Annotated in this window: 19 protein-coding genes and 4 tRNA genes; 8 read left to right on the top strand and 15 right to left on the bottom strand. The window is 60.6% G+C overall.

What is annotated here, in order from left to right:
• Position 1: 1 nt before the first annotated feature.
• The 9 genes from rplK to N2A41_RS07620 all read right to left on the bottom strand — a co-directional run bounded on the left by rplK (position 2) and on the right by N2A41_RS07620 (position 4,904).
• Positions 2-433, bottom strand: a complete 432-nt coding sequence (gene rplK / locus N2A41_RS07660; protein WP_003547518.1) for a 50S ribosomal protein L11 — start codon at positions 431-433, stop codon at positions 2-4.
• 176 nt (positions 434-609) lie between these two features.
• Positions 610-1,140, bottom strand: coding sequence for a transcription termination/antitermination protein NusG (gene nusG / locus N2A41_RS07655; protein WP_003547516.1), 531 nt, complete (start codon positions 1,138-1,140; stop codon positions 610-612).
• A gap of 17 nt (positions 1,141-1,157) precedes the next feature.
• Positions 1,158-1,358 carry a preprotein translocase subunit SecE gene (gene secE, locus N2A41_RS07650; protein WP_003547514.1) on the bottom strand — a complete coding sequence of 67 codons (201 nt, stop codon included), beginning with the start codon at positions 1,356-1,358 and terminating at the stop codon, positions 1,158-1,160.
• Positions 1,359-1,553: 195 nt separating this feature from the next.
• Positions 1,554-1,629 (bottom strand) — tRNA-Trp (locus N2A41_RS07645).
• A 167-nt stretch (positions 1,630-1,796) separates the two neighbouring features.
• On the bottom strand, positions 1,797-2,690 hold the full coding sequence (locus N2A41_RS07640) for an NAD-dependent epimerase/dehydratase family protein (RefSeq protein ID WP_170283009.1): 894 nt from the start codon (positions 2,688-2,690) through the stop codon (positions 1,797-1,799).
• Positions 2,691-2,861: 171 nt separating this feature from the next.
• Positions 2,862-2,996, bottom strand: a complete 135-nt coding sequence (locus tag N2A41_RS07635) for a hypothetical protein (RefSeq protein WP_017963898.1) — start codon at positions 2,994-2,996, stop codon at positions 2,862-2,864.
• Between the two features lie 202 nt (positions 2,997-3,198).
• Positions 3,199-4,374: an elongation factor Tu gene (gene tuf, locus N2A41_RS07630; protein WP_017963897.1), complete on the bottom strand. Its 1,176-nt coding sequence runs from the start codon at positions 4,372-4,374 to the stop codon at positions 3,199-3,201.
• A gap of 347 nt (positions 4,375-4,721) precedes the next feature.
• Positions 4,722-4,795 (bottom strand) — tRNA-Gly (locus N2A41_RS07625).
• A gap of 24 nt (positions 4,796-4,819) precedes the next feature.
• Positions 4,820-4,904: transfer RNA gene (locus tag N2A41_RS07620), tRNA-Tyr, on the bottom strand.
• 201 nt (positions 4,905-5,105) lie between these two features.
• On the opposite strand from N2A41_RS07620, the gene rlmB reads away from it, so the two are divergent.
• The 3 genes from rlmB to N2A41_RS07605 all read left to right on the top strand — a co-directional run bounded on the left by rlmB (position 5,106) and on the right by N2A41_RS07605 (position 7,003).
• Complete coding sequence (rlmB, locus tag N2A41_RS07615) at positions 5,106-5,996, top strand: 23S rRNA (guanosine(2251)-2'-O)-methyltransferase RlmB (protein ID WP_017963896.1); 891 nt, start codon at positions 5,106-5,108, stop codon at positions 5,994-5,996.
• A gap of 27 nt (positions 5,997-6,023) precedes the next feature.
• A complete protein-coding gene (locus N2A41_RS07610; protein WP_260110650.1) occupies positions 6,024-6,716 on the top strand; it encodes a protease inhibitor Inh/omp19 family protein in 693 nt (230 codons plus the stop codon).
• Between the two features lie 128 nt (positions 6,717-6,844).
• Positions 6,845-7,003, top strand: a complete 159-nt coding sequence (locus tag N2A41_RS07605) for a hypothetical protein (protein WP_003558513.1) — start codon at positions 6,845-6,847, stop codon at positions 7,001-7,003.
• Between the two features lie 235 nt (positions 7,004-7,238).
• Here N2A41_RS07605 and N2A41_RS07600 read toward each other — a convergent pair whose 3' ends face one another.
• Both N2A41_RS07600 and N2A41_RS07595 read right to left on the bottom strand, forming a co-directional pair.
• Positions 7,239-7,688, bottom strand: coding sequence for a hypothetical protein (locus N2A41_RS07600; protein WP_260110648.1), 450 nt, complete (start codon positions 7,686-7,688; stop codon positions 7,239-7,241).
• Positions 7,689-7,800: 112 nt separating this feature from the next.
• Positions 7,801-7,876: transfer RNA gene (locus N2A41_RS07595), tRNA-Thr, on the bottom strand.
• 158 nt (positions 7,877-8,034) lie between these two features.
• Here N2A41_RS07595 and N2A41_RS07590 point away from each other — a divergent pair.
• The 3 genes from N2A41_RS07590 to N2A41_RS07580 are packed head-to-tail and all read left to right on the top strand — an operon-like array spanning position 8,035 to position 10,382.
• On the top strand, positions 8,035-8,808 hold the full coding sequence (locus N2A41_RS07590) for an NAD kinase (RefSeq protein ID WP_170256828.1): 774 nt from the start codon (positions 8,035-8,037) through the stop codon (positions 8,806-8,808).
• A 4-nt stretch (positions 8,809-8,812) separates the two neighbouring features.
• A complete protein-coding gene (locus N2A41_RS07585) occupies positions 8,813-9,328 on the top strand; it encodes a hypothetical protein (protein WP_260110647.1) in 516 nt (171 codons plus the stop codon).
• Between the two features lie 34 nt (positions 9,329-9,362).
• On the top strand, positions 9,363-10,382 hold the full coding sequence (locus N2A41_RS07580) for an alpha/beta hydrolase family protein (protein WP_222384788.1): 1,020 nt from the start codon (positions 9,363-9,365) through the stop codon (positions 10,380-10,382).
• 57 nt (positions 10,383-10,439) lie between these two features.
• Here N2A41_RS07580 and prfB read toward each other — a convergent pair.
• The 3 genes from prfB to N2A41_RS07565 form a co-directional block, all read right to left on the bottom strand.
• Positions 10,440-11,571 (bottom strand): peptide chain release factor 2 gene (gene prfB / locus N2A41_RS07575; protein ID WP_112902571.1). Its coding sequence is split into 2 segments (ribosomal slippage): positions 10,440-11,501 and positions 11,503-11,571, totalling 1,131 coding nucleotides; the frame shifts between segments, so codons are not numbered across the junction.
• 102 nt (positions 11,572-11,673) lie between these two features.
• On the bottom strand, positions 11,674-14,133 hold the full coding sequence (locus N2A41_RS07570; protein ID WP_170280156.1) for a penicillin-binding protein 1A: 2,460 nt from the start codon (positions 14,131-14,133) through the stop codon (positions 11,674-11,676).
• Positions 14,134-14,506: 373 nt separating this feature from the next.
• The gene (locus tag N2A41_RS07565) at positions 14,507-15,763 is read right to left on the bottom strand and encodes an N-acetylmuramoyl-L-alanine amidase (RefSeq protein WP_260110644.1); all 1,257 of its coding nucleotides are present in this window, start codon (positions 15,761-15,763) and stop codon (positions 14,507-14,509) included.
• A gap of 624 nt (positions 15,764-16,387) precedes the next feature.
• Between N2A41_RS07565 and N2A41_RS07560 the strand changes: the two genes are divergently transcribed.
• Together N2A41_RS07560 and N2A41_RS33415 are read left to right on the top strand one after the other, a co-directional pair.
• Positions 16,388-19,270 (top strand): Rne/Rng family ribonuclease, encoded by a 2,883-nt coding sequence (locus N2A41_RS07560; RefSeq protein WP_260110643.1) that lies wholly within the window; start codon positions 16,388-16,390, stop codon positions 19,268-19,270.
• 189 nt (positions 19,271-19,459) lie between these two features.
• Entirely contained in the window at positions 19,460-19,618 is a 159-nt protein-coding gene (locus tag N2A41_RS33415) for a type II toxin-antitoxin system VapB family antitoxin (protein ID WP_441005670.1), read from the top strand.
• A gap of 55 nt (positions 19,619-19,673) precedes the next feature.
• On the opposite strand, the gene N2A41_RS07555 is transcribed toward N2A41_RS33415, so the two are convergent.
• On the bottom strand, positions 19,674-21,332 hold the full coding sequence (locus tag N2A41_RS07555; protein ID WP_260110642.1) for an acyl-CoA dehydrogenase family protein: 1,659 nt from the start codon (positions 21,330-21,332) through the stop codon (positions 19,674-19,676).
• Positions 21,333-21,405 lie beyond the last annotated feature (73 nt).

Here is a 21,405-nt window from a genome sequence, read left to right as displayed (position 1 = left end):
CTTAACCCACCACTTCCAGGCCCATGGCGCGGGCGGAGCCCTCGATCATCGCCATTGCACCTTCGATATCCGCTGCGTTCAGATCCTTCATCTTGGCTTCTGCGATCGACTTGATCTGAGCCTTGGTGAGGGAGCCGGCCTTGGCGCCCTTGCCGGGCGTCTTGGAACCGGATGTGATCTTCGCTTCCTTCTTCAGCCAGTAGCTGACCGGCGGCTGCTTCATCGCGAAGGTGAAGGACTTGTCCTGGTAATAGGTGATGACGACCGGAATCGGCATGCCCTTTTCCATTTCCTGCGTGGCGGCATTGAACGCCTTGCAGAATTCCATGATGTTAATGCCACGCTGACCAAGCGCCGGACCAATCGGCGGGGACGGGTTTGCCGATCCTGCCTTGACCTGAAGCTTGAGCTGGCCTGCAACTTTCTTAGCCATATCTCTCTGCCTTTCATGAACGGCCGGTCGCCCGGCCCGTGATGCCGGATCTCTCCGGCGGCTGCGGTTGCGTGGTGCGGATCATTAGGGTCCGGCTAAGACCCCTCACCTTCCACGCGGGTGCGGACAACGTCCGCAGGAAACAGGCCGCAAGAGCCAGCCTCCAATTTCTGCAATCAGACCTTCTCAACCTGAGCGTATTCCAGCTCGACTGGCGTCGCTCGGCCGAAGATCGACACTTCCACCTTCAGGCGCGAACGCTCTTCGTCCACATCCTGAACCGTGCCGTTGAACGAAGCGAACGGACCGTCGGAAACGCGGACCTGCTCGCCGATCTCGAAGGTAATGGAGGCCTTCGGCCGCTCGACACCTTCCTGGACCTGGCCGAGAATGCGCTCGGCTTCATAATCCGGAATCGGAACGGGCTTATTGTCGGAGCCGAGGAAACCTGTGACCTTCGGCGTATTCTTGATCAGGTGGTAGGCTTCGTCCGTCAGATTGGCACGAACCATGACATAGCCCGGGAAAAACTTGCGCTCGGAATCGACCTTGCGGCCGCGACGCACTTCCACCACCTTTTCGGTCGGCACGAGGATCTTCTCGAACAGGTGCTCAAGCCCTTTCTGGCGAGCCTTATTCTCGATGTCTTCAGCCACCTTCTTTTCAAAATTGGAATATGCGTGGACGATGTACCAACGTGCCGCCATTTTCATCTCCACCCGTATCAGTTGCCGGTATTCAGCACGAAGCTCAGAGCCCAGCCGATCAGCTGGTCAGCGGCAAAGAAAAACAGCGCGGCGAAAACCACCATCACCAGCACCATGACCGTCGAGATCATGGTCTCGCGGCGCGACGGCCATGTAACTTTCGACGTCTCGGAGCGAACCTGCTGCAGAAACGCAAACGGATTGGATTTGGATGCCATCGACTGCCCACGCAATTACGGCGCGTAAAGCTGAAACTATCAGCCCCACGCACCGCGTGTCTGTTGAACCCTAAATAAACACCGATTTCCGAATACACAAGAGGGAAACCGAAGTTTAACGAAATTACTTACCACCAATCAATCCCCGGCCGGAAATGCCGCGAGCATGTGCGCGCTGTCCCGCATCCAGGAAAATGGCAGGGGCAGTAGGGCTCGAACCTACGACCTGCGGTTTTGGAGACCGCCGCTCTACCAACTGAGCTATACCCCTTCATACCGATCATTCAGCGCCTGAGCCAAGGCCCGCAAATCGCTGCTGAAAAGCATGGCGCTCCCTTTAAGACGGCGACAAGGGATTGGCAAGCACGATTTTCGATTTTCAAAGCCATTCTCCTGATATGCGAACGATCGGCTTTTCAATCGGCGACCAAGGTCGGTTCAGACCTTCACATATTTCCGCCAATCGTGCTCTTCCTTAAAGCCCAGCACCTCGCGGATCTTGCGGTTGGAGAGCAGGCCCTCATATTCGCCGATCTCGCGGGTGAAGGGCACGTTCGGGAAGAATCGCTTTGCGAGCTCCTTCGATGGCGTATTGGCCGAGACGGTGTCGTTGGCGGCATTGAACACCTGGTAGCCGAGACCGTCCTTCTCGACGCAAAGATGGCAGATCTGCCCGAGGTCGCGGGCGTCGATATAGCTCCAGGCGATACGCTTGCGCATCTCGGGATGGGCGAAATAGGTCGGGAACTTCTCGTATTCGTCAGGCTCGATGACGTTGCCGATGCGCAGCGCATAGATGTCGAAGCCCGAACGTTCGGCAAAGGCGCGCGCCGTCTTTTCGTTGACCACCTTCGAAAGGCCGTAGGAATCCATCGGATTGACGTCGTAGTCCTCCTCCAGCGGGAACTGGTGGAAATCGCGATGGCCTTCGGCAAAGCAGACTCCATAAGTCGTCTCGCTCGATGCCACGATAATCTTCCGGATGCCGAGCTTCACCGCCGCCTCGATGACATTATAGGTGCCCATCGTGTTGATGCGGAAGGTTTCGTTGTCGGGCTTGATCAGGATGCGCGGGATGGCGGCGAAATGCACGACGGCGTCGAAGGGCTGCACGCCCCTGCCCGCGTCGAGATCGGGAAAATCGCGATGCATCGAAAGCGCGTTGAAGACCTGACCGCTATCGGTGATGTCGGCGATGAGATTGGTGACGCCGGGGCTATCCAGCGGCACGAGATCGAGGTTGTGAACCTCGTAACCTGATTTGACGAGCCATGGCACAGCATGGCGACCTGCCTTGCCCGAACCGCCTGTGAACAGAATACGTCTCTTCATGGAATATCCTCCGCGTCATGAAATCGGAGGCATAGATAGACGCTTCCGCGCGAAGAGCAAGCGAGCGTCCGGCAGGGGTTCACCCCCGCGTCGCCAGGAGCATCCTATCCGGGAGCACCTGGCCAATCATTTCCGGTCACCGCAGAACCCTGCGATGGCCTGTAAGGGTCGTTACTTGACGACACTTACCTCGTCGATCTGCACTCCGGCTGACTGAACAACCTCTTGCGGAATTGCAGCGATGAAAAACATCGTAAAAACATACATCGCGAATATCGTCGCAGCGAATGTGGCCTTGGGAATCATCCGGGCTCTCCTCTTTGCAAGGAGGAGTCTGGACTAAAATGGTCCAATCACAAACCGGTTTCTGAACGTGAGATGAACAAAATACTGTGACAGGCATATTTAACGATATTTTTACAACACCTGTTAAACCTACAAGAAGCCATGAAAATCAAAAACCCCGCTGTTTCCAGCGGGGTCTTCATAATTGCGGATAACTCGAAAGTTACTCGACGATGGAGGCGACGATACCGGCGCCGACGGTGCGGCCGCCTTCGCGGATGGCGAAGCGCAGCTTTTCTTCCATCGCGATCGGAACGATCAGCTCGACCGATACCGTGACGTTGTCGCCCGGCATCACCATCTCGGTGCCTTCCGGCAGCGTCACGATGCCGGTCACATCGGTCGTGCGGAAGTAGAACTGCGGACGGTAGTTGGTGAAGAACGGCGTATGACGGCCACCCTCTTCCTTCGTCAGGATGTAGGCTTCAGCCATGAACTTCTTGTGCGGCTTGACCGAACCCGGCTTGCACAGAATCTGGCCACGCTCAACGCCGTCACGGGTAACGCCGCGGATCAGCGCGCCGATGTTGTCGCCAGCCTGGCCCTGGTCGAGCAGCTTGCGGAACATTTCAACGCCGGTCACCGTCGTCTTCGTCGTCGGGCGGATGCCGACGATCTCGACTTCTTCGCCAACCTTGACGATGCCACGCTCGACGCGGCCGGTCACAACCGTGCCGCGGCCAGAGATCGAGAACACGTCTTCGATCGGCAGCAGGAACGGCAGGTTGATCGGACGCTCAGGCGTCGGGATGTAGGCGTCGACCGCAGCCATCAGCTCGCGGATCGCGTCTTCGCCGATCTTCTTGTCGGAATCTTCAAGAGCAGCCAGCGCCGAACCCTTGACGATCGGGATTTCGTCGCCCGGGAAGTCGTAGGACGACAGCAGTTCGCGAACTTCGAGCTCGACCAGTTCGAGGAGCTCGGCGTCGTCAACCTGGTCGACCTTGTTCAGGAACACCACGATTGCCGGAACGCCGACCTGGCGGGCCAGCAGAATGTGTTCGCGCGTCTGCGGCATCGGGCCGTCAGCGGCCGAGCACACCAGGATCGCGCCGTCCATCTGGGCAGCACCGGTGATCATGTTCTTGACGTAGTCGGCGTGGCCGGGGCAGTCGACGTGCGCATAGTGGCGCGCCGGCGTCTCATACTCGACGTGCGCCGTCGAGATCGTGATGCCGCGGGCCTTTTCTTCCGGAGCCGCGTCGATCTGGTCGTACGCCTTGTACTCACCGAAGTACTTCGTGATCGCTGCCGTCAGAGACGTCTTGCCGTGGTCAACGTGGCCAATCGTGCCAATGTTGACGTGCGGCTTGTTGCGCTCAAACTTACTCTTTCCCATTTGAATGCTTCCTGTGAACGAAAATGGTGGCCCCGGCGAACCGGTTTAGTGCCGCCGTTTAAGGCTTTCGGCGAGATTGCGCAAGACTTAATTGCAGACGCCATTCTTGGCCTGAGAGCGCATATGGGAGACAATTTGCCGCCTGCAAGGCGATTCGCCAAAGCCCCCTTGAAAATCGCTGAAATCTTAAAGAAAATCGCATCGAACACCGGGGACGCGCCATAGACGTTCGGCGTCGAGCGCCCTTCCCTGCCAGCCGATAACCGCAATCATCAGCGTCTCCGCCAGCGCCGGAGACATCTTGAGATGACCGCGGCAGCTGTCGTATGAAGTGGCTTAACGGAAAATGGAGCGGGTAGCGGGAATCGAACCCGCGTATTCAGCTTGGAAGGCTGCTGCTCTACCATTGAGCTATACCCGCGGGGTGGTCCGATCCGATGACGAATGGTGGAGAGAGTTGGATTTGAACCAACGTAGGCTGAGCCAACGGATTTACAGTCCGTCCCCTTTAACCACTCGGGCATCTCTCCAGTTTTCGTCCGGATCGCAAGACCAAGTTCGTCAGACTTCGAAGCGTTGCCGCCCGTCGTCTGCGCCGCGTATATGACCGGAGCATTTCAGTCTGTCAACACGATGACAACGGAAAAAACACGAAAAATTTCATTCGCCACCGAAAGCCGGCATATGAAAGAAAGCCTATGCGGCAGCGAGCGCCATGGCTATAAAGCTGCATGAGCAAAGACAACAAATCCGGCGGCAAGACCGCGACAGACCCATCCGCCAAGGATACGCATTACGCCACTCTGCGGCGCGCCCACCGTGACGCCAAGCGCGAACGCGGCGAGATTCCGACACCCCAGCCGCAAAAGCGCAAGCGCGGCGGCGAAGACTGGAAGCCGCCGGCGCTTGCGCCCGACCAGGTGCATCTCTATGGCCTGCATACCGTGCGCGCGGCCCTCGACAATTCCGAACGCAAGAAGATCAAGCTGTTCGTGACGCAGAATGCGCTAGCGCGCCTCGAAGTCGATGTCGAGGCGCTCGGCATTCCCTTCGAGATCGTCTCGCCGCAGGAGATCGACAAGGTGCTCGGCCCCGAGGCGATTCATCAGGGCGTTATGCTGGAAACACGGCCGCTTCCGGTACGCCGGCTCGAAGCGCTGAAGGACAGCCCTCTCCTGCTCGTCCTCGATCAGGTGACCGATCCGCACAATGTCGGCGCGATCATGCGCTCGGCCGTCGCCTTCAACGCGGGTGCGGTCATTACCACGCAGCGACACAGCCCGACCGAATCGGGCGTGCTCGCCAAGTCTGCCTCGGGCGCGCTGGAGCTGATACCTTATATACAGGTTACCAATCTCGCCGATGCGCTCGGCGAATTGCACAAGCTCGGTTTCTCCACCATCGGCCTCGATTCGGAAGGGCCGGCGCCGCTCGAAGGCACCTTCTCCGGCGAGAAGGTGGCGCTGGTGCTGGGATCCGAAGGCAAGGGGCTTCGGCAGAAGACGCGGGAAACCGTGAACGCACTTGCCCGTCTCGACATGCCGGGCGCGATCAAATCGCTCAATGTCTCGAATGCGGCGGCGATCGCGCTTTATGCGGCGCGGCTCCACTTGAAGGTATAGGCTGGCTGCGGGCAAAGGGTAATTGTCATGGTCCGTTTCCTCCCTAAACTGGTGGCTCCGGCAGCGGCGCTGCTTGTCTGTGGACTTGCATATGGACAGGGTATCGATCCCGATATTCTCAAAGCACAGGCCGGAACCTATCTCGTTGCCCCGGAAGACGGTGCGACCGGATGTCGGTTGACGCTGGAAACCGGCGAAGCGATCGGCGGCCATTCGCTCTCCGGCCAGGACTCTTGCATGATGCCGCTGCCTGCACTTGCCGAAGCCTACTCCTGGAATTTCGACGGCAATGGCGGCGTTATCCTGATCGATGCGACACGCAAGGTGCTCGCCCGTTTCGTCGAGAACGAAGGGCAGCCGATGAAGACTGAGGATGGCGCGCCGCTGTTGCTGATCGCCGCACCTGACGGCGTCGATCGCCTGCCGACTGTCGCCAGTCTTGCCGGGACATGGGCGATGCAAAGACCGGACGGCGAAAGGCTTTGCGGCGCGACGCTCAACGGCCGCGTCGATGCGGAGGGCAACGCGCCGCTGTCCCTTTCGGGAGACTGCGCTGCCAACGTCGCCAGACTGAAGCTCGCCCTCTGGCATATTGAGGGTTTCGGGCTGACGCTGATGAGCCTTGACGGTTCGTCGCTTGGCTTCGACATGCGCGCTGACGGCAATTTCGACAAATCGAAGGAGGAAGGCGGCAAGCCGCTTTCACTCGTTCGCCACTAACCCATAGTCAGTCGGCTCCGATGCCAGAAAAATCCACTTTTGCCTTGGAATGACGCCCCGGAGCACTATGATCGAGCAATGATCGGTTGCCGCAACCGGCCCAGAAGCAAGAAGGAACGATCTCTATCATGGCCATTCGACCACTGATTTTCGGTATCCTCTTCATCGCGGTCTTCGTCGTGATTATCATCAGCATCATCTGGGTGGACACGTCACACCCCATCCACCAGCCCGATCCTCTGTCGCCGACGGCGCCCGGCCCCGCGACGCCGGGACAGGTACAATAATTACTGGCAGGAACGCGGACTGCGATCATGCGTTAATCCCGGAATCGAACGAGGATTGAACGCTTATGCGCATAATGATAGCCGTCGTCTCCCTCATGGCTGCCTCCGTGCCCAGCATCGCGATGATGTCGCCCTCTCGCGCCGGACAGGCCGGCAATGGCGACAAGGATCGAGGCGAGCGTCAACGAACGCATCACTCAATGACTAGAGGCCCGGATGACCCGGGCCGTTATCGTCAGCTGCGGTAGAGCCAGAACGGCATGCCGCGATCGCGCCACTCGCGGCGCTCCTGCCAACGCTCGGCACGCCACCGCCGCCAGTGACGGCGATCATCGCGCCAGTCGGAGCGGCGCCAGTCGCGCTGATCGCGCCAGCCACGGTCGTCACGATAGTCACGGTCGTCACGATAGTCACGATAGTCACGGTCGCGATCATATCGCCAGCCACGATCGTCACCGTCGCGATCACCTTGCCAGCCATCACGAATTTGAACGATATCGCCCTGCGTCGACACCGCCGGCCGCTCGGCCGGCATGGCGGCCGCCGGTGCGACGGACGCGAAAGCCGCACCGACGGAAATGGTTGCGGCGAGAAAGAGATGAGCGAGCTTCATGGCTGTTTCCTCATTGATGATGAGGCGAAGATATGCGGGCGCGCCTGAATTGGCGCTGAAGCAGCCCTTCACGCGCGGTTCATCAAGCGATGCGTGCTATCTGAAAAGATCTGCGGTGCGAGATTGAGCGAAGCAGCGTCGAACCAACGTCATGAGTTGGCAGGCCGTATCGCCCGGAAAAGAATGGTGCCCCCGGCAGGGTTCGAACCCGCGACCCCCTGATTACAAATCAGGTGCTCTACCAACTGAGCTACAAGGGCGATAGTTGCCCCAACTAGCAGATTCTGTGATTCTGTAAAGGGAAATCAGCGGTCGCGCGGACTGGTATGCTGCAGCTCAAAACGCTTCGCGATAGAAAACGTCCTTGTCGCGCAAGGCCTTTATCCTTTAGCTAAGACAGCATCATAAAGGGCATTGCATGGGCCGTTCATTTCAGACGCTTTCCTTTCTCGCTTCACCAACGACGGAGGCGCTTGCCGCGCGCGAGGAGTTGATTGGCATCTATGGTGACGTCCCGGCTGACGAAGCCGACGTCATCGTCGCGCTCGGCGGTGACGGTTTCATGCTGCAGACGCTGCACAACACCATGAACTCGGGCAAGCTGGTCTACGGCATGAACCGCGGCTCGGTCGGCTTCCTGATGAACGACTATCGCAGCGAACGACTTCAGGAGCGCATCTGCGCTGCCGTCGAAAACGTCTTCCGGCCATTGCAAATGACGACGGCCAATGCCGACGGGACCAACTCGACGGCGCTCGCCATCAACGAGGTCTATCTTTTCCGCCAATCCTATCAGGCGGCGAATCTGAGGGTCACGGTAGACGGGCGTGTTCGCCTGGAGGAACTCATCTGCGATGGGTTGATGGTGGCGACCCCTGCCGGATCGACGGCCTATAATCTTTCCGCCCATGGCCCGATCCTGCCGCTCGAAGCGCCACTGCTCGCCATGACGCCGGTGAGCGCTTTCAGGCCACGGCGCTGGAGGGGCGCACTGCTTCCAAATAAGGTGACCGTCGATATCGACGTCCTCGAGCCGGTGAAGCGGCCGGTGAACGCAGTGGCCGACAATACCGAGGTCAAATCGGTGCTGCATGTCCGCATCGCCCAGTCGGAGCATATGACGGCACGCATCCTTTCTGATCCCGACCGCTCCTGGTCCGACCGTATCCTCGCCGAGCAGTTCAAGGATTGAGACGATGGCAATGCGACGGGTATTAATGACGAGCCTCCTGCTTGCGGGATGGAGCATTGCAGCTGAGGCCGCGTCCCTCCAGGATGCCATCCTGCCGGCATCGGTGATTTTCGCGACCAGCACCGGCTACTGGGAGGATGACGGCAACGCACCGGCGATTGAGCGCGCGCCGACGGGCACCGAGAGCGTTGCCGACCCCGAAGGAAAGGCCGCGCAGCGCCACGGCTATTACAAACTTTTTGCCGTGCGCCAGCCGGACAGGACTTCGAAGGTTTACCTGCAGCAGATTGCCCAGACCGAGACCGGCCCGGTGATCGCCTCGACCATCGAGTTGCAGGAGTTCAGCGAACTGAAGCCTTACGTGACCGATATCCGCCCTGAGAATTCGAACGGCATCATCAAGGAACCAGGGCTCTTCGCCACGGTCTATCTGAAGACCGACCCTGCGGCGGAGCCGGATGGCTGGACCGTGCTGATCGACGAATTCGGCGACATCACCGTGGAGAAAGCGACGAATTGAAGGGCTTGGAAGTGTTCAGCGAGGCATCCAAGAGATGAAACTGGGCTTTCGTGACGGCGTCCTCTCCGACGAGAAAAGGTCGAACTGGGACGCAGCCGGCCCCAGACCCATTAGTTGGTCCCTCTGGTATCCCGCCGCCGATGACGCGCGAGAAAGCGAAATGCCGGAAAGAAGCTGGTTCCAGAAAGCGGCCGTCGCCCGCGATGCCCCGATCCGACCGGAGGCCGTGCCCTATCCCCTTGTTCTTCTGTCGCATGGCACCGGCGGATCCGCGGCCGGACTGGAGTGGCTGGCTCGACGCCTGGTCGATCGCGGATTTGCAGCGCTCGGCGTCAGCCATCACGGCAATACCGGCATCGAGCCCTATCGCGCTGAAGGCTTCGCCTGCCTTTGGGAGCGGGCGCCGGATCTAAGCTACATGCTCGACCATCGCGACGACTGGCTCAGCGATCTCTCAGGCCATATCGATACGAACAGTGTCTTCGCAGCCGGATTTTCGGCCGGAGCCTATAGCGTGATGCTGCTGCTTGGGGCTGTCGCCCAGTTCTCGCAGTTCGAACCGTCGAGGCTGAAGCCGGGTGGCGCGCGCGGACCACGGGAGTTTCCCGACCTTGCCAATCATATCCCGGCATTGCTGCGCACCAGCGATGTATTTCGCGATTCGTGGTCCCGGATGTCGAAGTACTACCGAGATGACAGAATCAAGGCCGCACTCATCTGCGCGCCGGGCCGGTCCGTTCTCGGGTTCAGCGAGAAAAGCCTGAAAGCTGTCGATGCGCCTGCCCTTATCCTGGTCGGTGATGCCGACAGGGCCGCTCCGGCCGAAGAATGTTCGTCGTGGCTGCATGCGCGGCTCCGGCGCAGCGCCCTTAAAATCTTCGGCGGCGGCCTCGGACACTATGTCTTCGTGCCAGAGGGCACAGCGCTCGGCCTCGCCTTTGCGGCAGAACTCTTTACCGATCCGCCGGGCATCGAACGCGCAGCCGTTCATGAAGAGATTGCCGATCTTTCGGCAGCGCTGTTTCAAAACGTCGATAAAGCCGCGATGGCTTGAACAAAACAAAAACCCGGTCTCCGGAGCTTTTGTTGTCTCAATCCATCGTCAATCCGATCAGTCGACATCCTCGACAACCGCGTCGGCGGCGCCGCTGATGCGGTGAGCGAGTGCTGCTTCCATGAACTCGTTCAGGTCGCCGTCGAGCACGTCATCCGGCGCGCTGCTGGCGACGCCGGTGCGCAGGTCCTTGACCAACTGATAGGGCTGCAACACATAGGAGCGAATCTGGTGGCCCCAGCCGATCTCGGTCTTGGAAGCGGCTTCGGCGCTGGCGGCATCCTCACGCTTCTTCAGTTCCGCTTCGTACATGCGGGCGCGCAGCATGTCCCACGCCTTGGCGCGGTTCTTGTGCTGCGAGCGCTCCTGCTGGCACTGCACGACGATGCCCGTCGGAATATGCGTGATGCGCACGGCCGAGTCGGTGGTGTTGACGTGCTGGCCGCCGGCACCCGAGGAACGGTAGGTGTCGATGCGGCAGTCGCTTTCGTTGATCTCGATCTGGATCGAGTCGTCGACAACCGGGTAGACCCAGATCGACGAAAAGGAGGTATGGCGGCGCGCATTGCTGTCGTAGGGCGAGATGCGCACCAGGCGGTGCACGCCCGATTCCGTCTTCAGCCAGCCATAGGCATTGTGGCCCTTGACGAGCAAGGTCGCGGACTTGATGCCGGCTTCTTCGCCGTCATGGACTTCGAGAAGCTCGACCTTGAAACGCTGGCGCTCGGCCCAGCGGGTGTACATGCGCAGCAGCATGTTCGCCCAGTCCTGGCTTTCGGTGCCACCGGCGCCGGAATGGACTTCGAGATAGGTATCGTTGCCATCGGCTTCGCCGGAGAGCATGGCTTCCACCTGGCGGCGCGCGGCCTCGGCCTTCAAGGCCTTCAGCGTATCCTCGGCTTCCTTGACGACGCTCTGGTCGCCCTCTTCCTCGCCAAGCTCGATCAGCTCGATATTGTCGTTCAGCTGCTGTTCGAGCTGCTTGACGCCATTGATGCCGTCATCGAGCTGCTGGCGCTCGCGCATCAGCTTCTGCGCTTCGGAAGCGTCGTTCCAGAGGTTCGGATCCTCAGCCTTGTTGTTCAACCAATCCAGCCGTCTTATTGCCTGGTCCCAGTCAAAGATGCCTCCTCAGCAGGGTGATAGCCTGCTTGGTTTCATCGACCACGTTTTCGATTTCCGCTCGCATTATCCTGCTTCTCTATCTCGGTCTTCTCAAGTGCTGGTGACATAGAGACGCCCGCCGCGGATGTAAAGGGCCGCGGCGGGCGTTCAAAAATTCGGGCCTCGATCAGAACAGGCCGGGCGTGCCGGTCTGGACGGCCTGGTTGGCCTGCGGCGAGGTCTTCAGGATTTCTTCAGGCGCCATGGTGCTGTCCATGCCGATGACAGAGAAGCTGTCGGCCGGGCCGGTGCCGGGCTTGAAGGCCTCGATGATGGTGTTCGGATCGCCGTCGACGGCCGCCATGCCGGTCTTGCGGTCGATCGGGATCAGATTCATGCCTGATGGAATGACGAATTTCGATTCTGGCATGTCCTTGACGGCCGCCTGCATGAATTCGTTGAAGATCGGGGCAGAGAGAACACCCCCGGTGCCGCCGCGGCCGAGCGGGGCCGGCGTATCGAAGCCCATATAGAGGCCGGCGACCAGATCCGGCGTGAAGCCGACGAACCAGGCATCTTTCTCGTCGTTGGTGGTGCCGGTCTTTCCGGCGACATCGCGACCGCCGAGATCGACCTTGCCGGCGGCGGTGCCGCGCTGGATGACGCCCTGCATCATCGAGGTGATCTGGTAGGCGGTCATCGGGTCGAGCACGGTTTCGCGGTTGTCGACGATATTCGGCTCTTCCTGGTTCTGCCAGTCGCCGGCATTGCAGCCCTCGCAGAGACGCTCCTCATGCCTGAAGATGGTCTTGCCGTAGCGGTCCTGGATGCGGTCGATCAATGTCGGCTTGATCTGCTTGCCGCCATTGGCAATAACCGAATAGGCCGAGACCATCCGCAGCACGGTCGTGTCGCCGGCGCCGAGCGACATGGAGAGAACCGGCAGCATGTGATCGTAAATGCCAAAGCGCTCGGCATATTCGGCGACGATGTTCATGCCGAGATCGTTGGCGAGGCGCACCGTCATCAGGTTGCGCGAATGCTCGATGCCCGAGCGCAGCGTCGACGGGCCGCTTACTTCGCCGCCGTAGTTTTCCGGCCTCCAGACCTGGCCGCCCGAGACGATTTCGATCGGAGCGTCCATGATGACCGAGGCCGGCGTATAGCCATTGTCCATCGCCGCCGCATAGACGAAGGGCTTGAAGGAGGAGCCCGGCTGGCGCATCGCCTGAGTGGCGCGGTTGAATTCGGACTGGCCGTAGGAGAAGCCGCCGACCATGGCGAGCACGCGGCCCGTCTTCGGGTCCATCGCGACGAGACCACCCTGCACCTTCGGGGGTTGACGCAGGCGATAGGAGGTCGAGGTGTTATCGCCGAGCTTCTCGACATAGACGACGTCACCGGCAGCTACGGCGCCGACCGGCGACTTCGTGGACTTGCGGGCGCCGTCTGCCGAACGGAAGGCCCATTGCATATTCTTGGCGTCGATCGTGCCGCGTTGACGGTCGGCCGCAACCTTGCCGCTTCCATCCTTGGCCGGCTGCAGGCCGATGTCGACGGTCGAGTCGGAAACTGCGAGTACGACGGCAAGCCGCCATTCCGGTACGTCGGACAGTGCGGGGATATCGGCAAGCGCCTTACCCCAATCGCCGCTTGCATCGATCTGCTTGATCGGGCCGTGGAAACCGCGGCGCTCGTCATAGGTAACCAGACCGTCCTGCAGCGCCTTGCGAGCAGCGAGCTGCATCTGCGGATCGAGCGACGTCCGTACCGAAAGGCCGCCCTCATAGAGGACTTTTTCCCCGTACTGGTCGATCAACTGGCGGCGCACGGCTTCGGCGAAATAATCCGAAGCAAAGAGCGAGGGGCCGGTGGTGCGGGCGGTGACGCCAAGCGGCTGTTTCTTGGCTTCCTCGCCGTCAGGCTGGCTGACATAGCCGTTCTCGACCATCCGGTCGATCACCCAGTTGCGGCGCTCGAGCGCAGCTTCCGGATGGCGGAAAGGATGATAATTGGCAGGTCCCTTCGGCAGCGATGCCAGATAGGCGGCTTCGGCGACGGTCAGTTCGGTGACGGATTTGTTGAAATAGGTGAGTGCCGCGCCAGCGATGCCGTAGGAATTCAGACCGAAGAAAATCTCGTTCAGGTAGAGTTCGAGGATCTTGTCCTTGCTGTAGGCCTGCTCGATGCGAAAGGAGAGGATTGCTTCCTTGATCTTGCGGTCGATCGTCTGGTCCGAACTCAAAAGGAAGTTTTTGGCCACCTGCTGGGTGATCGTCGAGGCACCGACCGGGCGGCGGCCGGAACCGAAATTCTGCAGGTTGACGAGGATTGCACGGCCAAGGCCGGTGAGATCAACGCCCGGATGATTGTAGAAATTCTTGTCTTCGGCCGACAGGAAAGCGGCCTTCACGCGGTCGGGAATGGCCTGGATCGGCAGGAAGAGACGCTTTTCCTTGGCGTATTCGGCCATAAGCGCGCCGTTGCCGGCATGGACGCGGGTCGTCACCGGCGGCGCGTAGCTGTTCAGAACGGCATAATCCGGGAGATCCTTCGCGACATTGGCGAGATAGATGGCAACACCCGCCGCCGCGACCAGAAACAGGACGCAGGCCATTCCGAAGAAATATCCAAAAAGTCTAACCATATTTCAGCTACCGGTCTCTTCGATCTTCAATCGGCGCAGCCGCAACGATTGCACAGATCAAGGCAATTTGCACGTTGCGCGGCTTACTCTATGAGCGCAACCGCCACAAGCCGATTTCGCGCCTCAGGCTGCGAAACATAAGCCGGAGTAACGGCGCGAATGTGAGCAAAATAGGGCTGTCTGCGCCGCATTCACCGCTGCGGCCGCGTTTCATTAGGACTGTCACATCCAAGCAACGCCGTCCCAACTGCCGATCTGGGTATCCTGCTCAGAATTTGATTCATGCGGCGGACTTAAATCTTTGTTTTTATGAATCTTTGTTTTTATGCGGGCCGCCGTGCCGCAACCGCTACAGATTTTTGGGCGGCGGCTGTCAGCCGCCATTCGCCATGACGGCGGCTCGGTATCGCTTCACTGCGTCGGTCAAGAGACCGGCGATCTTGCCGCGCCAGGCCTCGTCGAGCAGCAGTTTCTCGTCTTCGGCATTCGAGAGGAACCCGATCTCGAGAAGGATCGACGGCACGTCGGGGGCCTGCAGCACGCGGAAGCCGGCATGACGGTGCGGATTGTTGATGGTGCCGACCTGATCCTTGAAGGAATTCAGCACACTCTCGGCCAGCGAGATCGAGAACGCCTGCGTCTCGCGCCGTGTCAGATCGAGCAGGATGTCGGCGACCTCGGGCGGCTCGGCAACCGTCTCCTTGCCGGCGATCTGATCCGAGAGGTTTTCACGTTCGGCGAGATCGGCGGCGAGCTTGTCGGATGCCTTGTCGGAGATCGTGTAGACGGTGGCGCCGCGGATATCCTTCTGCTTCAGCGTGTCGGCATGCAGCGAAATGAATAGGCCGGCATGGTTCTGGCGGGCGATCAGCACGCGCTGCGAAAGCGACAGGAACTCGTCATCCTCGCGCGTCAGGAAAGCCTTGATGCCCGGCTCCTTGTTCAGCCGGTCGGTCAAAGCCTTGGCGAAAGCAAGCGTCACCTGCTTTTCCTCGGTCTTGGTGTCGACGCCGATGGCGCCGGTATCGATGCCGCCATGGCCGGCGTCGACGGCGATGACAAAATCGCCGGGGGCAGCTTTTTCCGGTGCCGGAATGGCGCTCGTCGTCTGCTCCGCCTCAGTCCGATCGCTCCAGGATTGCGTCTTTACCAGTTCGGCAAAGGCCTTCTTGTCGATCATCTCCGCATCGAGCACGAGGCGATGGCCGTTGCCCGTCTCATCGGCCTGCACCTTGGCAAGCGCCAGCTTCACCGGCCCTGCCGTCGTCAGCACGATGCGGGCGCTCTCCTCGTCCATCTTGCCGTAGCGGATATCCTTGAACAGGCCGCGGGCGGCAAGATCCTTCGCCGGAAAACCGAAGGCGGTCGCCGGCAGGTCGACGACGATGCGTTCCGGATTGGCGATATAGTGGACCGAAAAACGCGGCTCGCGATCGAAATCGATGACGATGCGGGTCCTTGCGTCGTCGCCGACGATGCGCGCGCCATAGGCAAGCAGCGGATCCCTGGCCTCGACGGAGCTGACAGCGACCGGCAGGAGACTGGCGGCCAAAAGCGCCGCCAGAACCCGCCTTGCGATTATCGATCGCCGCGCTGCGGATTTCGTCGCGATCCGAGCCCTCTTAAACAATAAACCGCCACACCCTATTTGTAATGCGATGGACCCGACGCCGCAGCAGTGAACGTCGGTGTGACGAAACACCCGCTGCAGCCTGCCGAATCGCGATCACTTTATCCCCAGCTTCTATGCGTTGCGAAATCCATCAATATTATGGCACATTTGGCTTTTCCCTTGCTATTGTGACACAGAAAACATACAACGAATTTCAGGGTAAAGTGTTGACGGGATAGAGTCGCCGCAAAGGCTGCCAGCCAGATCAGGACCTGGCGCCACACCGGTCATCGTCCGCCGTCTCATGCGCTTAATCCCTAAAACTGGATCCTGATTTTCCGGCTTATTGTCGGAATTCATTGGTGGATCAGCCACCACGCTCTCAGGGAGCAAACTCATCGGACCCGAACGGGTCTTCACATTTGTCGATCACGCTTGGTTGTTGATGGTTTCGCAGCAGGTTTTATCTGAAGTGTACAGGCCCCGGACCGAAATGGTTCCGGCTGCGGTCTGGCTGCTGCCCTCCCCCTCGCATCAGGCGCGACTTTCATTATCCGGCGCGGCCACTGCGGACCGCATTCTTTCTGTCTCAACAGCAGTCGGGAATGCGCTCTCGCGGCCACGCCGAGGAGCACAGCTTACATGGCAGACAAAATGCTTATCGATGCGTCTCACGAGGAAGAGACGCGCGTCGTTGTCGTTCGCGGGAACCGCATAGAAGAATTTGACTTCGAGTCCCAGCACAAGAAGCAGATCCGCGGCAACATCTATCTTGCAAAGGTAACGAGGGTCGAGCCCTCGCTGCAAGCCGCCTTCGTCGATTACGGCGGCAACCGGCACGGCTTCCTGGCCTTCGCCGAAATCCATCCCGATTATTATCAGATACCGCTTGCCGACCGTCAGGCGCTGCTTCGGGCCGAAGCCGAAGAGCATCGCCGCGACGAAGACGTCGAGCATGTCGAAACCGCGCCGATGGTCGATCTTTCCAAGCAGGATCAGCCGGATGTCGGCATCGTTCCGGCAGAGGCGCCAGAAACCGATGCCGCAACGGAAGAGACGGCAGCGGTAGAGACCGCGGCGTCGCCCGCGGCCGCCGAGGAAGCGCCTGCGAAGAAAGCAAGGCCGCGCCGCAGCCGCAAGAAGGTCGTAGAACCGGCCGCCGAAACGACCGAGACCGAAGACGCTGTTCCCACAGACGTTGAAGCCGAAGGCGCTTCAACCGTCGACAATGAGGATGACGGCTCGACCGGCGGCGCAATGGCCGCGATGGTAGAAACCGACTCGATCTCCGAAGACGTCGATACCAGCAAGCGTCGCAACGACGATGACGACGATGATGACGATCACGGCGAAGAGGAAATCATCGAATCCGTCGGCGCCGAAGACGCGATGGAAGAGGTGCCGGACCGCGTGCAGCGCAAGCCACGCAAGCAGTACCGCATCCAGGAAGTCATCAAGCGCCGCCAGATCCTGCTCGTGCAGGTCGCCAAGGAAGAGCGCGGCAATAAGGGCGCAGCCCTTACCACCTATCTCTCGCTCGCCGGTCGCTATTCCGTCCTAATGCCGAACACGGCGCGCGGCGGCGGCATTTCCCGCAAGATCACCAATCCTGCCGACCGCAAGCGCCTGAAGGAAATCGCGCGCCTGCTCGAGGTGCCGCAGGGCATGGGCGTCATCCTTCGCACCGCCGGTGCCAACCGCACCAAGGTCGAGGTCAAGCGTGACTTCGAATATCTGATGCGCCTGTGGGAGAACGTGCGCACCCTGACGCTGGCGTCTACCGCTCCCTGCCTCGTCTATGAGGAAGGCTCGCTGATCAAGCGCTCGATCCGCGACCTCTACAACAAGGATATCAGCGAAGTCATCGTTTCAGGTGAAGAAGGCTATCGTGAAGCGAAAGACTTCATGAAGATGCTGATGCCGAGCCATGCCAAGGTGGTTCAGCCGTACCGCGACATCCATCCGATCTTTTCGCGTTCCGGCATCGAGGCTCAGCTCGACCGCATGCTGCAGCCGCAGGTGACGCTGAAGTCCGGCGGCTACCTGATCATGAACCAGACCGAAGCGCTGGTTTCGATCGACGTCAACTCCGGCCGCTCGACCCGCGAACATTCGATCGAAGACACCGCGCTGCAGACGAATCTCGAGGCTGCAGACGAAGTCGCCCGCCAGCTTCGCCTTCGCGACCTTGCCGGCCTGATCGTCATCGACTTCATCGACATGGAAGAGAAGCGCAACAACCGCGCCGTCGAGAAGAAGCTGAAGGAATGCCTGAAGAACGACCGCGCCCGCATCCAAGTCGGCCGGATCTCGCATTTCGGCCTGCTCGAAATGTCGCGACAGCGTATCCGCGCGTCGGTTCTCGAATCGACCACGCAGGTCTGCTCGCATTGCGGCGGCACCGGCCATGTGCGCTCGCAGTCCTCCGTCGCCCTGCATGTCCTGCGCGGTATCGAGGAATATCTGCTGAAAAACACCACGCACAACATCACCGTGCGCACCACGCCTGACATCGCGCTCTACCTGCTCAACCACAAGCGCCAGACGATCATCGATTACGAAAGCCGTTTCGGCGTCGCTATCGTCATCGATGCAGACGGTTCGGTCGGCGCACAGCATTTCGCGATCGATCGCGGCGATCCGGTGGAAAACCCGGTCAAGATCGAAACGCTCTTCAACTTCGCAGCCATTCCCGAGGATGACGACGACGATATCGTCATCGAAGTGGATGAGGAGGAAGACGAGGAACTCGAGGAAAAGCCGGCCGTTGCCGAACGGCCCGTCGCAGCACGCTCGGAAGGCGAAGCTGACGGCAACCGCAAGCGCAAGCGCCGCAGGCGCCGCCGTGGCCGCAACGGCACTGCCGAGCAGCCGGCATCGGCAGCAGGCGAAGCCGGCGACGAGGATGAGGACGGTGACGACGAGGGCAGCGAAGGTGATGAAAACGCCGAAGCTACGCCTGAGACACGCGCTGAAAGCGAGGAATCGCAGCGCCGCAAGCGGCGCCGTCGCGGCAAGCGTGGCGGCCGTCGCAATCGCGCCGAAGATGGTTCCGAACTGACGGCCGGCGAAGCCGGTGAAGCCGGTGAAGACAATGGCGGCGACGAGGACGAAGGCGACGACGTTTCGAACGACGGCGCTCCGAGCGAAGCCGTGGCGGTCGAGGCGATTGCCGAACAGGCCGACGAAGGCCAGCCCGCAATGGCAGCTGTCGAGAGCGCACCTGTCATAACCGAAGAGGTGAAGCCCGCCCGCAGTCGCGGCCGCCGCAAACCGGCCGCATCGCCGGTCGAGGAACCGATTGCAGAGACGGTACCTGCGGTCGAGGCCGAACCGGAATTGGTGGAAGCCTCCGCCGATCTCGCACCGCCAGTCCAGGAAGAGGCAAAGCCGCTTCGCGCCAACCGTGAATCCAACATCTCCTCCTCCGAGCCGACGGTGAAATCCACCCGCGTCGAGAATGGCGAAGGCGATGACGGCAAGCCGAAGAAAGCCGGCTGGTGGCAGCGCCGTGGCTTCTTCTGAACGCTGATTTTCGGACGTATACACTGAAATCCGGCCGTGGCGACGCGGCCGGATTTTTGTTTATGCCGATGGAGATCGTTGCCAAACTTGAACCGTCGTGAGGTGGACGTGTATCTCTGATGATGATCACAAATTGGGCGCGATCATGCGGACGATATCGATATCGATGACGCCTTGCTCGACGCGGCAATGACCACCGCGCGATTGGCGACGAAAAAAGACACTGTTCGAGCAGGCTTTGCGAAATCTTGTCGAGAAATACCGGCGGAAAAATGCGATCGCGCGCGGATAGGCTGGGAAGGCGACCTCAACGAGAGGCGTCACGACCGGTCTGAAGATACAAAGTGATCGTCGTCGACAGTTCAGCGTCTCGGTGCTCGGGATCGCCTGACCCCGCTTATGATCAGGCGGCCGGGGGATAGAGCAGGTCGACGATGTAGCTGGCGTCGAAGCGGGAATCGAGCATGCCGTAGGTGGAGCGCCAGCCGCCGGCAAGACGCGTCTCGATGAAGGCATCGGCAATGCGCCCTGCCCCCAGCCGGTACAGTTCGGCGGCACCGGCGGCGAGCGCCAGTTGCTCGACGAGCAGGCGCGCGGCGCCCTCATCCTGTTCGCACAGCGCGATTGCGGCGCGCAGCACGTCGATGGTCTTCTTGCCGGCAGGGCCGAGATCGCGGGCAAGGCCGGCAAAGACCGTCTCGAACAGATCCTTGCCGCGGTTGAGCACACGCAGCACGTCGAGCGCCATGACGTTGCCGGAGCCTTCCCAGATGGCGTTGACCGGAGCCTCGCGGTAATGGCGGGCGATCGGGCGCTCTTCGATGTAGCCGTTGCCGCCGATACATTCCATCGCCTCATAGATCAACGCTGGCGCGATCTTGCAGCACCAGTATTTGGCGACCGGCGTCATGACGCGGGCATAGGCCGCTTGCTCGGCATTGCCGCGCGCCTTGTCGAAGGCGTCGGCCAGACGGAAGGACAGCGCCGTCGCGGCGGCGACGTCGAGCGCCATGTCGGCGAGCACGCGCGTCATGATCGGCTGGTTGACGAGCATCTTGCCGAAGACGCTGCGGCCGCGGGTGTGGTGCACGGCTTCGGCGAGCGAGCCGCGCATCATGCCTGAGGAGGCCAGCGCGCAGTCGAGCCGGGTCAGCGTCACCATGTCGAGGATCGTGCGGATGCCGGCATCCGGACCACCGAGCAGGAAACCAAACGTATCGGTGAACTCGACCTCGGCCGAGGCGTTGGAGCGGTTGCCGACCTTGTCCTTCAGCCGCTGGAACTGCAGCCCGTTGGCGGAACCATCCTCCAGAAGGCGCGGCACGAGAAAGCAGCCCATCCCCTCTTTCGTCTGCGCCAGCATGATGAAGGCATCGCTCATCGGCGCGGACATGAACCACTTATGCCCGGACAGCCGGTAGATGCCCTCGCTGACCTTTTCGGCAGCGCTCCTGTTGGCGCGCACATCCGTGCCGCCCTGCTTTTCCGTCATGCCCATGCCGATGGTCACGGCCGATTTCTGCATGGCCGGCTTGTTCGACGAATCATATTTGCGCGAGAGAATTTTCGGCGCCCAGTCCTTCTGGACCGCGGGCGAGGCCGAGAGCGCCGCGACGGAGGCGCTCGTCATCGTCAACGGGCAGAGATGGCCGGACTCCAACTGCGACGTCAGGTAAAACCGCGCGGCGCGAACTCTATGGGCCTCGTCCTTGGCCTCGGTATCGGCCTGGGGGTCCCAGACGGAGGAATGCAGGCCGACCGACATGGAGCGGCGCATCAATGCATGCCAGGCGGGGTGAAACTCGACGACGTCGAGGCGCTCACCGCGTGGACCATGAGTGCGCAGCTGCGGCACGCCCTGGTTTGCCATGCGCGCCATCTCCTGCGCCTCCGGCGAGGTGACGTAGCGGCCCATATTTTCCAGGTCTTCGCGGATGCCGCGCGGCAGAGCCGCCGTCAGATCGACGATCAGCGGATCGGATCGATAGGCGTTGATGCCGGACCACAGGCTCGGCTGGTTGAGTTCTGCGAGTTTGTCGTCAATCCGGTTGGCGGAGGTCATAATTCGCTTCTAGTGTAAGAACCCGGCAAAGGGAAACCGGAAGTTATGATTCGGTTCATTCTGCTCTATCGGA

The organism is Rhizobium sp. SRDI969, assembly GCF_025152725.1.
Taxonomy (GTDB): domain Bacteria; phylum Pseudomonadota; class Alphaproteobacteria; order Rhizobiales; family Rhizobiaceae; genus Rhizobium; species Rhizobium leguminosarum_I.
Note: the sequence above shows the minus strand (reverse complement) of the source record. Positions and strands in the feature narration are given on the sequence as shown.

Coding starts and splice junctions, on each gene's coding strand:
- rplK (WP_003547518.1), bottom strand. CDS start 433: ATGGCTAAGAAAGTTGCAGGCCAGCTCAAGCTTCAGGTCAAGGCAGGA.
- nusG (WP_003547516.1), bottom strand. CDS start 1,140: ATGGCGGCACGTTGGTACATCGTCCACGCATATTCCAATTTTGAAAAG.
- secE (WP_003547514.1), bottom strand. CDS start 1,358: ATGGCATCCAAATCCAATCCGTTTGCGTTTCTGCAGCAGGTTCGCTCC.
- N2A41_RS07640 (WP_170283009.1), bottom strand. CDS start 2,690: ATGAAGAGACGTATTCTGTTCACAGGCGGTTCGGGCAAGGCAGGTCGC.
- N2A41_RS07635 (WP_017963898.1), bottom strand. CDS start 2,996: ATGATTCCCAAGGCCACATTCGCTGCGACGATATTCGCGATGTATGTT.
- tuf (WP_017963897.1), bottom strand. CDS start 4,374: ATGGGAAAGAGTAAGTTTGAGCGCAACAAGCCGCACGTCAACATTGGC.
- rlmB (WP_017963896.1), top strand. CDS start 5,106: ATGAGCAAAGACAACAAATCCGGCGGCAAGACCGCGACAGACCCATCC.
- N2A41_RS07610 (WP_260110650.1), top strand. CDS start 6,024: ATGGTCCGTTTCCTCCCTAAACTGGTGGCTCCGGCAGCGGCGCTGCTT.
- N2A41_RS07605 (WP_003558513.1), top strand. CDS start 6,845: ATGGCCATTCGACCACTGATTTTCGGTATCCTCTTCATCGCGGTCTTC.
- N2A41_RS07590 (WP_170256828.1), top strand. CDS start 8,035: ATGGGCCGTTCATTTCAGACGCTTTCCTTTCTCGCTTCACCAACGACG.
- N2A41_RS07585 (WP_260110647.1), top strand. CDS start 8,813: ATGGCAATGCGACGGGTATTAATGACGAGCCTCCTGCTTGCGGGATGG.
- N2A41_RS07580 (WP_222384788.1), top strand. CDS start 9,363: ATGAAACTGGGCTTTCGTGACGGCGTCCTCTCCGACGAGAAAAGGTCG.
- N2A41_RS07570 (WP_170280156.1), bottom strand. CDS start 14,133: ATGGTTAGACTTTTTGGATATTTCTTCGGAATGGCCTGCGTCCTGTTT.
- N2A41_RS07560 (WP_260110643.1), top strand. CDS start 16,388: ATGGCAGACAAAATGCTTATCGATGCGTCTCACGAGGAAGAGACGCGC.
- N2A41_RS33415 (WP_441005670.1), top strand. CDS start 19,460: ATGACCACCGCGCGATTGGCGACGAAAAAAGACACTGTTCGAGCAGGC.
- N2A41_RS07555 (WP_260110642.1), bottom strand. CDS start 21,332: ATGACCTCCGCCAACCGGATTGACGACAAACTCGCAGAACTCAACCAG.